16 protein-coding genes are annotated in these 15,535 nt (G+C 67.0%); 13 read left to right on the forward strand and 3 right to left on the reverse strand.

Features of this window, described 5'->3' with window-relative positions; genetic code table 11:
• Nucleotides 1-364: 364 nt before the first annotated feature.
• Complete coding sequence (locus CFN78_RS23950; protein ID WP_094865155.1) at nt 365-1,054, forward strand: HAD family hydrolase; 690 nt, start codon at nt 365-367, stop codon at nt 1,052-1,054.
• Here CFN78_RS23950 and CFN78_RS28850 read toward each other — a convergent pair.
• The 3 genes from CFN78_RS28850 to CFN78_RS23960 form a co-directional block, all read right to left on the reverse strand.
• Nucleotides 1,047-2,444 (reverse strand): NsdA family TPR-like regulatory protein, encoded by a 1,398-nt coding sequence (locus CFN78_RS28850; protein WP_133116440.1) that lies wholly within the window; start codon nt 2,442-2,444, stop codon nt 1,047-1,049. The two genes, CFN78_RS23950 and CFN78_RS28850, sit on opposite strands and share 8 nt — an antisense overlap.
• Nucleotides 2,445-2,608: 164 nt before the next feature.
• Complete coding sequence (locus tag CFN78_RS23955; RefSeq protein ID WP_094865157.1) at nt 2,609-2,839, reverse strand: DUF397 domain-containing protein; 231 nt, start codon at nt 2,837-2,839, stop codon at nt 2,609-2,611.
• 33 nt (nt 2,840-2,872) lie between these two features.
• The gene (locus CFN78_RS23960; protein ID WP_240519655.1) at nt 2,873-3,736 is read right to left on the reverse strand and encodes a helix-turn-helix domain-containing protein; all 864 of its coding nucleotides are present in this window, start codon (nt 3,734-3,736) and stop codon (nt 2,873-2,875) included.
• 994 nt (nt 3,737-4,730) lie between these two features.
• Between CFN78_RS23960 and CFN78_RS23965 the strand changes: the two genes are divergently transcribed.
• The 12 genes from CFN78_RS23965 (at nt 4,731) to CFN78_RS24010 (ending at nt 15,503) form a co-directional block, all read left to right on the forward strand.
• On the forward strand, nt 4,731-5,099 hold the full coding sequence (locus CFN78_RS23965; protein ID WP_094865160.1) for a hypothetical protein: 369 nt from the start codon (nt 4,731-4,733) through the stop codon (nt 5,097-5,099).
• A gap of 283 nt (nt 5,100-5,382) precedes the next feature.
• On the forward strand, nt 5,383-5,940 hold the full coding sequence (locus tag CFN78_RS23970) for a hypothetical protein (RefSeq protein ID WP_094865162.1): 558 nt from the start codon (nt 5,383-5,385) through the stop codon (nt 5,938-5,940).
• Nucleotides 5,940-6,434, forward strand: a complete 495-nt coding sequence (locus CFN78_RS23975; RefSeq protein WP_133116441.1) for a hypothetical protein — start codon at nt 5,940-5,942, stop codon at nt 6,432-6,434. Before CFN78_RS23970 ends, CFN78_RS23975 begins: the two co-directional genes overlap by 1 nt.
• Complete coding sequence (locus CFN78_RS23980; protein WP_094865167.1) at nt 6,431-6,721, forward strand: hypothetical protein; 291 nt, start codon at nt 6,431-6,433, stop codon at nt 6,719-6,721. Before CFN78_RS23975 ends, CFN78_RS23980 begins: the two co-directional genes overlap by 4 nt.
• A complete protein-coding gene (locus tag CFN78_RS23985; RefSeq protein WP_205660635.1) occupies nt 6,718-7,284 on the forward strand; it encodes a DUF6624 domain-containing protein in 567 nt (188 codons plus the stop codon). Before CFN78_RS23980 ends, CFN78_RS23985 begins: the two co-directional genes overlap by 4 nt.
• Nucleotides 7,285-7,995: 711 nt before the next feature.
• Nucleotides 7,996-10,308: an XRE family transcriptional regulator gene (locus CFN78_RS23990; RefSeq protein WP_094865168.1), complete on the forward strand. Its 2,313-nt coding sequence runs from the start codon at nt 7,996-7,998 to the stop codon at nt 10,306-10,308.
• A 767-nt stretch (nt 10,309-11,075) separates the two neighbouring features.
• Nucleotides 11,076-11,480 carry a hypothetical protein gene (locus CFN78_RS28855; protein WP_133116442.1) on the forward strand — a complete coding sequence of 135 codons (405 nt, stop codon included), beginning with the start codon at nt 11,076-11,078 and terminating at the stop codon, nt 11,478-11,480.
• A gap of 147 nt (nt 11,481-11,627) precedes the next feature.
• A complete protein-coding gene (locus CFN78_RS23995) occupies nt 11,628-12,266 on the forward strand; it encodes an A24 family peptidase (RefSeq protein WP_240519656.1) in 639 nt (212 codons plus the stop codon).
• A 68-nt stretch (nt 12,267-12,334) separates the two neighbouring features.
• A complete protein-coding gene (locus CFN78_RS28860; RefSeq protein ID WP_133116443.1) occupies nt 12,335-12,895 on the forward strand; it encodes a hypothetical protein in 561 nt (186 codons plus the stop codon).
• Nucleotides 12,896-13,347: 452 nt separating this feature from the next.
• Entirely contained in the window at nt 13,348-13,860 is a 513-nt protein-coding gene (locus CFN78_RS24000) for a hypothetical protein (protein WP_094865171.1), read from the forward strand.
• Nucleotides 13,861-14,026: 166 nt separating this feature from the next.
• Nucleotides 14,027-14,635, forward strand: a complete 609-nt coding sequence (locus tag CFN78_RS24005) for an SAF domain-containing protein (RefSeq protein WP_240519657.1) — start codon at nt 14,027-14,029, stop codon at nt 14,633-14,635.
• Between the two features lie 40 nt (nt 14,636-14,675).
• Complete coding sequence (locus CFN78_RS24010) at nt 14,676-15,503, forward strand: hypothetical protein (protein ID WP_094865175.1); 828 nt, start codon at nt 14,676-14,678, stop codon at nt 15,501-15,503.
• Nucleotides 15,504-15,535: the final 32 nt, after the last annotated feature.

Consider the following 15,535-nt stretch of genomic DNA (forward strand, 5'->3'; position numbering starts at 1 on the left):
ATCGCGCGAGTGTCGAGACGGTAATTTGCAGACTGGCAAATGTGGCGACTCGAGTTTTTGCAGACGAACAGTCATTTCCCACCCCGCGTGATCTTGGCCGTAGTGAGCGAGGCGTAGGTGACGCTGCGGTTCTGAAGTATCACGAAATTGCTACCGCAGTCTCCCTGCCCGCTGACGATGCCCCTTGCGTGCTGCCGACTCCCCGATGGCTTCGGTTCAAAGCAGTCAACAGGTGCGCTTGCGCGGGTGGTAGCCGCCATGTCACTGCCAGCAGGCAGCCACGGTGTGACCTGCTGCTTAGCGGAGCTGTGTCGTCGGGCAGAATGTAGCGTGGAGCTGCTACGAGAAGGGGTGCTGAGAACACATGGTGATCAAGGCTGTGTTCTTCGACGTGGGCGAAGTTCTGGTCAACGAGACTAGGGAGTACGGCACGTGGGCGGACTGGTTAGGCGTCTCTAGGCACGAGTTCTCTGCTGTCTTCGGCTCAGTCATCGCGACGGGCCGAGACTATCGCGAGGTGTTCCAGGTTTTTCGCCCCAGCTTTGACCTCACGGTAGAACGTCAGCGTCGGGCCGAAGCCGGGAAACCCGAGACCTTCGACGAGCAGGACCTCTATCCCGACGTCCGAGCCTGCCTTAGCGAACTTCAGAGGCAACGGATTCTCGTTGGTGTTGCCGGAAACCAGACAATTCGAGCTGAGGGTATTCTTCGCGACCTGAAGCTGCCGTTGGACGTATTAGGGACATCGAGCAGTTGGGGCGCAGACAAGCCGTCCGACAAATTCTTTCATCGACTGCTGGCGGAAGCGGACGCGCCACCGGAGAACGTCCTGTATGTAGGTGACCGGCTCGACTGGGACGTGCGTCCCGCACAGGCTCTCGGATTGAAGACGGCCCTCGTGCGTCGAGGTCCATGGGGGAGGATTCTCGCGGACGCCGATGTCGAGCGAGCACTTCTTTTTGATATCCCGAACCTGAGCAGTCTGGCCAACCTAGTTGAGCAGTACAACGCGACCGGCGAATACCTTGGCAGGCGAGACATTCCCTTTAGCTGAGCGGAGACCCAGATGGTAATAACGCTTGCGTTCGATCTGCGATTTCGCGTTCGTGGGGCGTGCCAGTCAGTGCCGCCGTCACTGCTGGGATGCGGAGCGCTGCTGCCGCGTATGGGTTTCGTTCGAGTTCGTCGCACGCGACGTGGATAAGGCTCGCGCCCTTGTCAGGGTCGTTCGGGATCTCCGCTAGTGCGAGATCGAACAGCAGGACGGTACGCTGCTTGTTCTCGCTCTGTGGCAGGTTTTCCAAGGCTTGTTGCATCCATCGACTGGCTGATTTGTGGCGGCCGGCGAGTAGTTCGGCGTTCCCGGCGAACCCCGCCAGACGGCTTTCGTCGAAGAAGTCGAGCCACTCTGGATCGGTGCCCTCGGTACTGAGGGCTTCCTGAGCCTGACGGATGCGGTCGCGGGTGGCGTCCGTGTCGCCGATGCGTGACTGAACTTCCGCTGCCACGCAATGTAGCCATGAGCGCAAGCGCGGACCTCCCGCGTATCGCGCATGCGCGGAGGCCACGTCAAGCAGTGCTCGTGCGGCAGCTGCGTCCCCTTCCGCGGCTCGAAAGCCCGGGACGAAAGATCGATGTGCCGCTACTGCGGCAGCCAGCGCGGAATCGCGGGCGAGGTCTACTGCCTGTGGCGCGATCAGGAAGGGCCAGGCGGCGAGTTCTGGCTGGCCGAGATCGAAGAACGCCAGCCGGGCGGCTTGCAAGGCTGATTCGGCGACGGAGGAAGCCAGTTCGCGGGCCGAGGACGACGTCGGTTGGGCGCGAAGGAGCGCGGCGCCGAGCTGAGTGTGCGCGATGGCCGCTTCGCGCAACGCCGCCGGAGGTGAAGTCCAGTAGAGCTGCCGGTGTCGGGCGGTGATGTCCGAATAACCGGCGACGACCTTGGCATCCCGGGCCGTGGCATGCGGGTTCGTCACTGCGTCGGCAGCCTCGGCGAGGTCGGGAGGCAGCAACGGTGCAGTGCCTGCGACAGCAAGCATCCGTAGGAAGGTCTGGCGGCTGATTCCAGGGCCATTGCCCTGCCCCATGTCCCACATCCTCGTCATTACCTGGCAGGCGAGGTCGTCCAAATGGCGGTCCTCGGGCGTCAGCTCTCCGTTCGGAGCTTCGGTCGGGGCTAGTGCCAATTCGTCATCGGTGAGCAGCCCCAGCTCGGCGGCCGGCTTGCCCAAGACGAGCACTAAGTGCTTACGAAACTGAGGTTCCGGCCACCGTTCGCCAGCCTCCCAACGGCGTGCCGTGTCGGCGGTGAGCCCGCAACCACCGTCGCCCGCGAGGTCCATACTCCGTTTGATCTGGTTGACCAGTTCTTGACGACTCCAGCCGTGTTGAAGCCGTTGCCAGGCCAGTTTGGTGTTGGGTGCGTAGCGCCGAGTACCGCTCATCAGCCAGCAACCCTCCTGTCCCTGTTCGAACGTTGGTTTGGACGGTATGCCCCGCCGTGACGTCCGCTGAAGACCTCGCGGCAGTATGGCTGTGTCGTGGCTGTCCGGTGGCAGTGTGTTCCCAATGGCCTGGCGCATACACTGGTCAGAACCGCGGCCAAGTGCTACTGACGTCGGAAGAAGCCAGACTCAACTGCGGCGACGAAGGCATCCCACTCGGCGTGGTCGAAGACGAGCACCGCGCCGTCAGGCTTGCGGCTGTCCCGCATGCCAACGGCGTTGTCGCTGAACGCGACCTCGACGCACTCGTTGCCGTTGGGATGACTTAGGGGCGACTTCGCCCAGCTGGCGAAGTCGGTGTTGAGGTGTGGCTTGTGGCTGCTCTGAATGTCCATCGCGAGTGGCACCCTTCGTGAAGATCGCTCGATCTACAGGCTAGCGGCGAACTCGAGCAACAGGGTCCTCGTGCGCTCCTGCCCCGCAGCAGCCGCCTTCTGCTGATCGAAGAGTTCCAAGTAGCCCTTGGTCTCTTTGGACTCGGCGTATTCGCCCTTGTTGTATCGCTCCAGGTAGACCACGCTCACCGGCGGTTCCGTCTCGTACCGGAACACGCTGTAGTCGTGGCCCTGACCCATGTAGTACCCGACGCTGAACGGGACGAGCTGAATCTCGATGTTGGGCCGGTCGATCGCCTCGGCCAGGTGCGTGATCTGGGCCTTCATCTCCTTTGCTGGCAGCGGTGTGCGACGCAGGACCGCCTCGTCGAGGATGAACCAGAAGTGCTGGTGCTCGTGATCGAGCACGTACTGACGACCGAGCCGGTTAGCGGTGTCGCGGTCGATCTCCTCCGACGTGAGCGACGGGCGCCAGGAACGAGCCTGAGCACGCATGTATGCCTCGGTCTGCAACAAGCCGGGAATGACCGTCGACCGATGGCTGAGCAGCCTGTTGCATGTCGGCTCGACGTCGACCAAGAGCCGTAGCTGCTGCTTGAAGCGCGTGCTGAACGCGCCGCGCTTGGCGCGCTTGTTGCTCTCCGCTTGCAGCGACCGCGCGTAGGCCACATCAGCCTCGTCCGCCTGGTAGAGATCCAGGAGCACGTTCAGCTCGGCCAGCTTGATCCCGCCACCGCCCTCGATGTACGCGATCTTCGACTGCCCGCACCCGAGACTCTGCGCCGCCTGCTCTTGAGTTACCCCAGCTTCGTTGCGGCGACGGTCCAGGAGGCTGCCGAGAACGATCTTCATCACGGCAACCGGCAGATGCTGAGGCTGCGTCACTTCCTGCGTCACCTTGGTCTCTCCTGTTCCCTCATCGTCCGCGCGGCCGATCATTCACCCGAATGGCGGACTATCTAATCTAGATATCCAAATTAAGGTCTGTAGGTGACCCGGTTGCGTTGTACAGCTTAGCGAGGTGCCTCAGTGTTCGATATCTACATTAACAGGCGACCGCTTGTAGACATCGCCTCCTCGGTCCCCGCCCATCCCGCCATCCCGGTGCTCCTGGTGGCATTCGCGGCTCTGTTCGTGGGGTGCCTGGTTGGTGTCGCCGCAGGCTGGTGGCACGTCGCCGAGCGGCGCAGGGTGCGTCGTTGCCGGGGTGAGGGTGTTACTGAGTCGCTCCGCGAGGCGGCCCAGGTGTCGGCCATCCAGTCGACGAAGTGTCGAGGAGCGAACAGAACCACCACGAAACTTCGCTCTTCATCGGCGAAGGCGCACGACCGTGCGGGCAACGCGCGACCGTGCTCCGTGACGGTTGAAGGAGGCGCAAAATGAAGCGTCGTAGGCGCTCAACGATCCTCGCCTTGCTGGTCAGAGCTGGCTGGAACCCCTTGCGGAGTGCGTGGTCGGTGCCGTGCCGTGATCGCGATGGCCGTTGGTCGTATGTGCAGGTTTCGATCGCCGAGCACGGACCCCAGCTCACGATCGGCGGCTTCGGTGTCGTGGTGTTCGATCCGCTGGCGGCGGGCCGGTTGCGTGCCGCGTTGCGAGGCGCCATCGAACTGCATGCGCGGCTCGATGAGTCCGCGCGGGAGGGAGTTTCAGCGCCCCGGAGCCATCCTGGTGCTGCGCCCACGCCGCATCGTGAGGTTCCAGCTGGGCGGCACTCGGCGAGGGCTGCGGGCCGGGTTCGGGTCGTTCTCGGTAAAGCCGATGAGGGCGAGCCCAGCGGTCGCCACGCGCTGACGTCGACACCTGTGGCCATCTCGGAGGCTGCGTGATGACCGGAACAGTGGGTAGGCGGCTTCACCGGGGTTCGACGCACGGCGCAGGGGGCCGTGCGGTGACCGTAGGGAACGCTGTCGATGTCATCGACGTACCGGTGGAGCTGGCGCGGCCCGTGGTGGCCGAGCTGACGGCGGGTTGCCTTCGGGGCCCGGTCCTGTGGCGCGGGCCTGGGCGGTGGGCGGTGCTGACCGCACCGCATCGGCGGGCCGGTTTCGCGTTGCCGGACTCGTTGGTGCGGGCCAAAGTCAGGCTGCTGCCGGAAGGTTCGCAGCTTCCGCTGCCGCCACAGCTTCATGGAGGGGCGAGGAGCGGGTCGGGAGACGGTGACTGGGTGGTGCCACCCGGCCGGAACCAGCTTCTGCCGCCGTGCAGCGCGGTCGTCGCGTTGCTGGAACGGGTCGCGCGGGGAAAGGCGCCGTCGTGAGCCGGCACGCCCTCGACGAAGCTCGCGTGCCCGAGCCACTGCCCAGCCCGGGCTCGTCGACCGAGTCCGCCGCCGAGCTCGCTCCCTCACCGCCAGACGCCGAGGTGTGCGAACGCGCCGTGCTGTTCGAGCAGGTACTCGAAGGTCTCCATCGGTGGGACACCGACGAGCCACGTCGCACGCTGGCGGAGTTCCATGACTGGTTCACCCCCACGGTGGCCAGCGATGAACCTTCGCCCGCGGACGAGGCGTCCGCGTCAGCGTCGGAGGCGGGTGATGCACGGTGTTGAGCACGCATCCGTATCCAGCGGGCGAACTGACGGAGATGCGCTGCGCCGCGACCGACTACGCGGCGCACGGCTGGCTCATCTGCCCGGGTGCCCGGGTTCCGCAGCCCGGGTCTGGTGCCTCCGACGGCCGGTCTCTGCCCGAGGAGGCCAACTTGGTGTGCCGGGGCGGACCGCTGTCCAAAGACGAGGCGTTCGAGGCGTGGACGGATCGGCCGTGGCCCATTCTCCTGCGCCCGGGCGCAGTGGGAGTGCTCGATCTCGGTCCTGGCGATGGCCGGACCGAAGCGGTCCTGCGGAACGCCGGGTGCCTCGGACCGATCTTGGTCGGGCCGGGCTCGCGCTGGCACCTGATCGTCGAACACATCCCCGACCGGCGGGCTCGAGCGAGTCGAGTTCCGCGATCGGTGCGCGAGGGATGTCTCCTGCTGCCGCCGAGCCGGGTGCCGTCGTGGATCTCGCGCTGGCGGATCAGCCCGGAAGACACCGGCTGGTCCTTGCCCGACCACGCCAGCGCGCGGGCCGCGCTCAACGCCGGAACACGAAGGGACTGATGGGCATGTCCGTTACCTGCACGGCACCCCCGGCATCGGCCGGGGACACCGCAGCACGGTGGTGCGAGTACTACTGGGCCACGTGCGGGCTCCCCGCCCAACTCGTGGACGGCAACCGCATCGCCCTGCGCCTCGGCGGGCTACTCGGCGCGGTCACGATGCCTGCCGCGCTGGGCCGGAAGGTCGCGCCCAGCCTGCGGGTGCGGGCCATGCCCGCCCCGGCGCTGGCGCATCCCGGCGGGGAACGGTGGACGTTCCTGAGCGGCCCGGGCAGCGCGACGCTGGAGCACATGGCCGCGCTGGTCCCGATGGGCGTCAGCGTGGTCGGCGACAACGCTCTGGTGGTGCTGCCGTCGCCGGAGACCGAAGCGCTGGATCTGTGGCGCTGGGTCGACTGGCCCACCCGGGCCGATCTGCCCGCGCAGGCCGCGTTGCTGGCCACCACCCGCGCACTGGCTGCCTCGGTGCCCGCCGCTCGATCGGAGAAACCATGACGCGCGCACCCTCGTTCGATACCGCCGAACCCACAACCGGGCTACGCAGCCGCGCGGAGGGCGCCGGGGTCGACCTGGCGTCCTGGTGGGCGCTGCGCCGGGCCGCGCGCGGAGGGCTGCGTCATCACGTCGGCGAGTTGTTCACCGACGGGGGCCGCGCGGTCCCGGAGTGGATCGCGCAGGCATATGCCGACCTGCTCGCGTCCGGCCATCTCGCCGACGATGCCGATCGGCCGCTCACGCTGACCGCGTCCGGGTCGGCGGCGCTGGCAGGAGGACAACCGTGAGCCGGGCCAGCGTCGACCCGGAGCTGGCCGCGCTGCGCGGCGAGCTGATCGATCGTGCCGCCGCCGATCAGCGCGCCCGCGCCGAACTCGACCCGGTGGCTCCCACACCCGAGCAATGGGAAACCGTTCACCGCGTCGACGAGCACAACGTGCGCTGGTTCGCGCCCATCGTGGCTGTGCACGGCTGGCCCGGCCGCCGCACCGTCGGTGTCGACGGCGCGCACGCCGCGTGGGTGCTGGCCCAGCACGCCCCCGCGCCCTACCGGGCCTGCTGGCTGCCGAAGTTGCGCGCCGCGGTGAAGAACCGCGACGCCGCACCGCGCGATCTGGCGTTTCTGTCCGACCGGGTCGCGACCGATCAGGGCCGCCCGCAGCGCTACGGCACCCAGCGGTTGCGGCTCGGTACCGAGGCCGCCGGCCGCCTCTATCCGCTGCACCGCCCAGCCGAAGTCAACCTCGCGCGCGCCGATGTCGGCCTCGACCCCTTGCCGGACTCCGCGATCAAGGCCGCGTACTCCAGCTTCGCCGAGATCACCACCGCGACCCGAGGCGGTTCACGATGACCAACCTGCACTGGGGCGTCAGCCCCTACCACCCCGGGCGCGCGCATACCGCTTTGCCCGATACCGATGTCTCCGTGTGCACCCGGCACTTGCACGAGGGCCAGCTTGTGCTCGAATCTCTGGGTCCGCGCCGTCCAGCGAACCTGCGGATCTGCCCGGAGTGCGCTGTGGAGACCATGGCGCTGCTGTACCCGCTTCCGACGCCGCACCGACGTACCGCCTTCGCGCAAGCGTCATAACACCTAGTGACAGCAGGTAGTTCTACTTGGTTGCACTGAGTAGTGTTGCTCGCCTCAATTAACCCGAAAGAAGTAATCGGTTACCCGGCAGTTGCATTGACTGGGAAGGTACGGGTATCCAGGAAAGATCGGGTGATCTTCCACGTGTGGGGAAAGGTCTTGCGCCGCAGGGCTGGATGAGCTGGGAAATCGCTCGTGAGCTGTGACTGGTGGCTGTCGCACGGCTTCAGGGTGTGATGGTGGCGAGGCGCCCCGGCGAGGGCGTTGGGGTAGTGACTGCCTGTCATCGACGTGTTGGTCACTCCGCGTGTCGGCGCGGGATAACGAATCTCGGCTGTCGCGGTCGTCGCTCCCACCTAATGATGCGGACGTCCGATCCGGTCCCACAGCCTGCGGCCCGTTCTCGGACGGCGTCGCGACGCTCTGCTCCGCAACAAGCGGCTGTAGCGCGTCGATCTATCCAGGGGGAGACGTGGAATTGAGGTCCATCAACGCTTTCGCGGAGGCGGTACACCGGCTGCGTCGCCGGCGCGGCATGACGCTCGACGACATCGCGGGCCAGACCACCTACAGCGCGAGCTACCTGTCGAAGATCCTGCACGGTGTGCGGCCTCTGGCACCGGGGCTGGTACGCGAAGTCGATCGCGCGCTCGGCGCCGACGGCGAGCTGGAACAGCTCGCCCACGAGCAGGACGAGATTCGCCGGGCCCCCGCTCGGCCGATGCAACTGCCACCTGCCGCCGCAGACTTCGTCGGCCGCGCGAACTATCTGCACCGGCTCGACGCCGCTCTCATCGAGCATGTCCGTCCGGGAGCTGCGGTCACCGCGGTCATCGAGGGCGGCCTCTGGGTCGGCAAGACCTCACTGGCGTTGCACTGGGCCGCGCGGGTGCAGAACCGCTTCGACGGTGGCTGCTTGTTCGCCGACCTGCGTGGGCTGGCCCCCGGGCGGGCCGTCGACCCCGGCGATGTCCTGGACGGCTTCCTGCATGCGCTCGGAGCCGGTGCCGACGCGTTGCACGGCACGATCGACGAACGCGCCGCCCGCTACCGCTCGCTGCTGGCCGCACGTCCGGCCATCGTGGTGCTGGACAACATCGCCAGCTATGACCAGGTGCGGCACTTGCTGCCCGGCGCGGGCAGCGTGGTGGTGCTGACCAGCCGCGAGCACCAGCCCTCGCTGTTGCTGCACAGCGGCGGCCTGCACATCGACTTGCCCCCGTTGTCGCCCGAGGAAGCCCTGACCCTGCTGCGCAGGCGCGCTGGCGATGCGCGTGTCGAGGTCGAGCGCGAGGCCGCCGAGGCGATCGTGCGCCGCTGCGGCCGGCTGCCGATGGCGGTGCTCATCGCTGCCGAACGTATCCAACAGCATCCGCACGACTCGCTGCAGAGCCTGGCCGACCGGCTCGGCAGCGAGAAACGGCGCCTGGACGTGTTCACCTCGTCGGATCCCACGGTGAACATCCATGGTGTGATCGACCTGTCCTATCTCGCGCTAGCGCCGCTGCAGCAGCGGGTGTTCCGGCTTGCCGGCATCATCCCTGTCCCGCTACTGAGCGCCGAGGCCGTCGCTGCCCAGACCGGACTTGACGTCGGCACCGTCCGCGAAGTGTTGGACGTCCTGCGCCACGCCCACCTGCTCGACGACGCCTACGTTGGCGCCGGACGCCTCTGGATGAACCACCTTTTGCGCGCCTACGCCTACCAGCGCGCCGTCGTCGAAGACTCCCTCGACGAGGTGGCGCGGGCCCGCTATCGGCTCCTGCGCTGGTATGTCACGACCGCCTGGAAGGCCGGCAACGCCCTGACCCCCAACTGGGCCGGTTCCGGGCTCACGCTCGACATCGAACCCGACACCACCACGACCATCCCGGAGGTTGCCGCGCCGTTCGCCCTGGGGGACTACCATGGCGCGCTGGCCTGGTGCGAAACCGAAGTGATCACCGCGCTCGAAGTCGCTCGCCATGCCCGGGCCATCGGCGCTGGAGATGCTGCCTGGATGCTTCCTGCCTTCTTTCTGCCCTACTTCTACCTGACCAAGAACTGGAGCACCTGGCTCACCGCGGCCACCGAAGGACTCGCCGCCGCGCAAGCCCTCGACAGCACCCCGGGCATCGCCCGCTGCACCCAGAGCCTCGGCTGGGTCCTGCACGAACTCGGGCGCACCGAGGAAGGCATCGACCACCTCCGGCGTGCGGTCGGCCTGCAAATCGAGCTGAACGACGACCGGGGCCGCGCATGGAGCGAGTTCGGCCTCGCCGCCGCCTACAGCGCCCTCGACCGCCACGACGACGCGCAAGCCAGCTACGAGCTGGCCGAGACGATCTTCGCGCGCGTCGGCCTCGACCTCGGCGTCGCCGTCGCTCGCGCCATGCTCTCCGGAGTGCACCAGAATTTGGGCAAGACCGACGACGCTCGCGCACTCGCCGAGGACGCGCTTGCCCGCGCTCTGGCGCTCGCTCCGAAGCAACCGGTCGCCAGCCTCGCTCATCACCAACTGGGCTTGGTCCTGCTGCAACAGCACCAGCCACGAGCTGCACTGACCCACTTCGATGCGGCCTTGGTCGTCCGCCGTATCGGACACGAACGCTGGGGTCAGGCTGAAACCCTCGTGGCCCGGGGCGAAACGCTGACCAAACTCGGCGACCCCGAAGGAGCGCGCGCTTCCTACCGCGCCGCGGGGGAGATTCTCGAATCACTGCAGGACCCGCGTGCGCTCGATATCCAGGCCCAGATCGCCACGATCAACGTGTGCCTGAGTACTCGCGACGAGCCCGGTACTTGAGTTACCCAGGCCATAACGCTGTTACTCCGCCCAAAACGCAGTAGGGATTCGGGGCACCCCGAATCCCTACTGGTGCGGTGTAGTTCTATGCCGATACGCTCGTCCGCGCGAGCATCAAAAGTAACAGCATGTGCCGATGCGGGCACGCGATGTCGTCAAACCCTCGGATAGATGAAAATCGTTTTCGCCTGGACAAAACGAGCACAAAACCAGCACAAAAAGAGCACAAAACTGTCCTGAGACTATCGGGCTCGGACGCGTTCTCGTTGCTCCATTGTGGAGGCATGCGAACCGAGCCACCTCCCGGAACCGTCGATCCAGTCGGGGGATCGACGGCGCCCCGCCCGGTCTCGCTGGCCGGGGTGACACTCCTCCCCCTAGGTGTCACCCCGGCGTCCGGAACTCAATCCGAGTATCCCTTCAACGCGGATATTCCGAGAAGTCACAACATTTTCCTGGAGTCCATATCCGCATTTTTCTCACAGCGTCGTCTCCTTATTCTCGTTACCGGTCGCTTCGCGATGTCACCTCCAGAATTCCAACGGCTCTTCTCGATGCCTGTGGCCATTTCGCAGATTGTTTCAATCACGTCAACGTGCGCCGATTCCGTCTGTGAATCATCACGGTTCGGCGGTCAACAGCACCTGACTTCGGGCGCCGAGTCGCGCTCGGACCGACCGGTGCGGCGGTTCGCCAGGACTCCAGCCTCCGGGTCCACTGGACCGTCGCCCCATCCCGAGCCCCACCGTCCTGGACGGAGCACACCGATGGCGCACTTCCTCCTTCTTTGCTCCCATACGCGTGCACTCGATGAAATCGGCGACACCGAACTCACCGAACTCGCCGAGAACCCCGAGGTCATTCCCAGCTACGCATGGTGCGACCGGTGCGTCACCTGGCAGCCCGTCGCCGAACTCGTCACCACGCCCGCCCTGCCCCCGAGTCTCCACGCTTTTGTCCAAGCGACCGACCTGGAACCCATGACCGACCCGTCCGCCACCGCCGCGAGGACCAGCCTGACCGTTTCCGGTCCACGCCTCGACGAGATCCCGGAAACAGCTGGCGCCGAACCCCGGCCTGGTGTGGAAGACGTAGGGGTGTCCGTGCCTTCCACACCGCCTACGGCCGGACGACACCGCAGTTCCTCCCGATCGGAGCAGTACGCGCGATGACTCCAGGTACCTATTACGCGCGGATCGTCACGATCAGTGCCGATCTGTCCCTCGACCACGACGAGGAGCAGCACAACCGCGGCGCGAGCCAGGCCGAATGCTGCGGCCCACGCCAGCGCCTTCGTGCTCGTCTTGGAGGTGTTGATGATGTCGATCCTGGTGCCTGCGGTCGGAGCCGCGAGTATCGCGGCGGGACCAGTGTTGCTCGCGGCGACGGAACGAACGACCGGCACGGTGGTTGTCACCGGCCGGCTGGCACGCTTCACACTTCCCGCGGCGATGTCGCTGATGACGGCAGTGCTGTGTTGGGCTGGACTGTCTCGACTCGGCGCGACACCGATCTGGCTGGCGTGGTGCTGGGCGTGCGCATTGGGATGCGGCCTGGCACTCACGGACCTATGTTGCCGAAGGTTGCCGTTTCCGCTGGTGGCAGCGCTGGCGGGCGGAGGCGCTGTGTTCTTGCTCTGCGCCACGGTGAGCGATGGAACCTGGTTCCGGTTTGGCTTCGCCTGCATGTCGATGGTGGCCGTGCTCGGTCTTGCTTTGCTGATCCAGGTGTGCGCGCCGGAACATACAGGGGGCGGCGATACCGCGCTGTACGCCGCGCTCGCGCTGTATCTCGGCTGGTTCGGGTGGGATGGCCTGTTGCGCGGCCTGCTGGTCGCGAGCGGGCTTACGGCCCTGGTCGCCCTTGCGGTAGCAGTGTCGTCCAGAAGTGTGAATTCGCGGTTCCCTGCAGGTCCACCACTGCTCGCCGGCGCGCTGGTAAGCATTCTGTTGACATAGGCGCATGGCGGCCTGCGCAGGCGTGGGTCGGCATGGACATCGGCATCGGGAACACTGGGGAGGACCTTGTGAGCAACATCGGTACCCATCGTCAGCGACTGAACGTCGTCCTGGCTGGCGCCTTTGCCATGTTGCTGACGGGGTGCAGTGGCGAGAACAACTCGGCACAGCCGCCATCGTCTTCGCCGAACCTAACCGCGCCGTCACAGGCACCGACCTCTTCCGGCCAAGACGAACGCACCGCGGTCGAAACCGCCTACGCCCAATTCTGGGTCAGCACGTTCCATGCCAGTGACAAGCCGGAGAACACCTGGCATGACGTAGTGGCTGCGGTAGCAGTCGACCCTCAGCTCACCACCACCTTGAACGCGATGCAATCTCAGAAACAGGCCGGGATCAAGGTCTATGGCGATGTCACTGCGCGCATCGTGTCAGTTCAGATCACCGGCGCTTCTGCGAAAGTAGTCGACTGCCAAGACGGTTCAAAAGCAGGCCAGGCGGACGCCAAGACTGGTGATCGAAAGACCGTCGGCGTGCCGCGGAATCCAGTCAATGCGGATCTTAAACGCGACAGCACCGACAGCCAGTGGAAGGTTGCTCAAGTCACGTTCCCCGGCGGGACCTGCTGATGGTTCGCCGACGTATCGCGCAAGTCCTCACAGGCGTGCTGTGCCTGGGCGGGATATCAGTGGCGGGCCTGCCGGCACCAGCCCAGGCAGATCCGCCGCCGCCCAGCAATGACGATGGTCAGGTCATCGTCGTTCCGGGCGACCTTTCTGGTCTGGTCGCCCCGCCACACATCGACATGCGGGCCTTGGAGCAGCGAGGCCAGGCGCCCGTACGGCCGGGGAGTCCGGGAAGGAAGTCGGCCGGCACCGGTCAAGATCGGCAGGCCGCGGCCGGCTCGAGTGATGCTGCAGATTCGCCGAGCGGGATTCCTCCGGGTTGTTTTCTCGGTGGTTTCGGTGTCGGGGGTGCCCCCGGTGCTGGTCGGCCGGGTGGTAGCGCGTTCGGGATGCGGTGTTTGCCGCCTCTTCCCGCGGACGCCCCGGCGCCACCAGGTGCGCCTGCAGCGCCGCCGTTGCCGACTCCGGCGGAGCTGGCGGCGCAGGCGTTCGAGCAGTTGCAGCTGCCGTTGCCGGTGCCGCGGCATTCACCGGACGTGCGGCTGCCGGACGGGCGGGACGCCACGATCGTCGGCGAGAACACCTGGGTGTGGACCGATCGTGGGGTGTGGCATCCGGCCGTGCAGCGGGTGGAGGTCGGCCCGGTGTGGGCCGAGGTGACCGCAACACCGGTCGGCATGACGTTCAACTCAGGCACGGGCGGTTCGATGACATGTTCGGGACCGGGCACACCGTACGACCGCTCCTTTGGTCTGCACGCGGCAAGCCCGGATTGCGGGTTCGTCTACACCCGCTCGTCGGTGGGCCAACCGAATGATCAGGCCAGCGCGGAGTGGGCGATCCAGTGGTCGGTGAGCTGGGTCGGATCGGACGGAACCGCTGACGTCGGTGGGGACTTCCCGCAGATGCAGTCCCGGGCCGGGGCTAGCTTCGCGGTTGCCGAGGTACAGGCTCTGCGCGCGAACTAGCGGTCGTGAATGCGATATCCGCATTCTGTCGGACATAAGAAAACTGTATTTCTGAGAATGGGTAAGGAGTTGCCCAGTGGGTACTGCTGTGTCTTTTTCCGGGCCACGCCAGGCAAGTGGCGGCTCAGCTGACGTCGAGCTGCCCAACGACGGTGATGGCCCGCGGGTGCCGCGTCGGCGGCGGTGGTGGCTGCTGGGCGTCGCGGTCGTGCTGGCCGCTGTGGTCGCGTTCGGCAACTACGCCCTGATCGCGGGCCAGGACAACCGGGTCGATGTCGTGGTGCTGACGCGGGCCGTGGGCTGGGGCCAGCGGATCAGCGACGGCGATCTCGGAATAGCGAAGGCGGTCCCGGACCAGGGGGTGTCCTCGATTCCCGCCGGTGACCGCGCGGGTGTGGTGGGGCAGGTCACGCGCTCGGCGCTGCCCGCGGGCACTGTGCTCGCGCCCGGCCAGCTGTCCACGCAGCCGATTCCTGGGCCGGGCGAGCGGTTGGTCGGGCTCGCGGTGAAGCCAGGACACCTGCCCGCGCGCGGCTTGTCGCCCGGTGATCTGGTCCAGGTCAGCCCGGTCGCGAGCGGGACCGGGACGGATTCGGGACAAGCCTCAGCGGCGAGTACGGCCGGGCCGTTTCGGGCGCGGGTGGTGGGCACCGGCCCGCCGGACTCGACCGGCGCGGTCACGGTCGATGTCGTCGTCGGCGCGGATGCCGCGCAGACCGCGACCAGCGCCGCTGCGGGCCAGGTCGTCGTGGTCCAGCTCGGACCGGGCGCATAGAAGCAAGTCTTCGTCGGGAAGGGCGGTGAGGGTGTTGGCCATGATCACGATCGTCTCGGGCAAGGGCGCACCGGGCGCGACCACGACGCTGGCCGCGCTGGCGGCGGCGTGGCCCGCGCCGGTGCTGCTGGCCGACTGCGACCCGGCTGGCGGCGACCTCGCGCCGGGCTGGCTGGGCCACTGGCTTGTGGACGGCACGGTCCGCACCGATCTCGGCGTCCTGTCGCACGCCACCGCGACCCGCCACGCGATGGCGGGCGACCCTGCCACGCTGATCGACCACGTGCAGACCGTGCCGCCCGCACGGCACGTGGGCCTGCTGGCCGGGTTGACGTCGCCGGAACAGCACGCCGCGGTCGGTACAGCGGGATGGACGCGCCTGACCGCGTCGCTGGCCGCGTTCCGGACCGCGACCGGTCATCCAGCCGACACCTTGGTCGATGTCGGCCGCTACGGCACGGCTACGCCGTGGCCGTTGCTGCTGGCGGCCGATGTCGTGTTGCTCGCGGTGCGCCCAACCCAGCGGCATGTGCTGTCCGCGCGCCCGGTGCTGGCCACGCTCGCCGAACGGATCGCCCCGGAGCGACTCGGGCTGGCGGTATGCGCGACCACGCCTGCCGGCACCCGTGAGGTCCGCGCGGCGCTGGGCCGCGACACCGTTGTTGAGATCCCTGCGGACGCGCGGACTGCGGCGGTGCTCTCGGACGGGGTCGACGGAGGTGCCCTGCCCCGTCGGTCGCCGTTGCTGCGGGCAGGACGCCGTGCGGCGCGCCGCCTGCACGGGACCTACCACAACTACACGCCCGCCGAATTGCGCGCGCCGGCACCGCCGATGTCCGCAGGCGCGCTTACCGGAGGAACACGATGACGTTGCCACACAACGGATACCGCCTCCCGAAC

This window comes from Amycolatopsis antarctica, assembly GCF_002262875.1.
Lineage (GTDB): Bacteria > Actinomycetota > Actinomycetes > Mycobacteriales > Pseudonocardiaceae > Amycolatopsis > Amycolatopsis antarctica.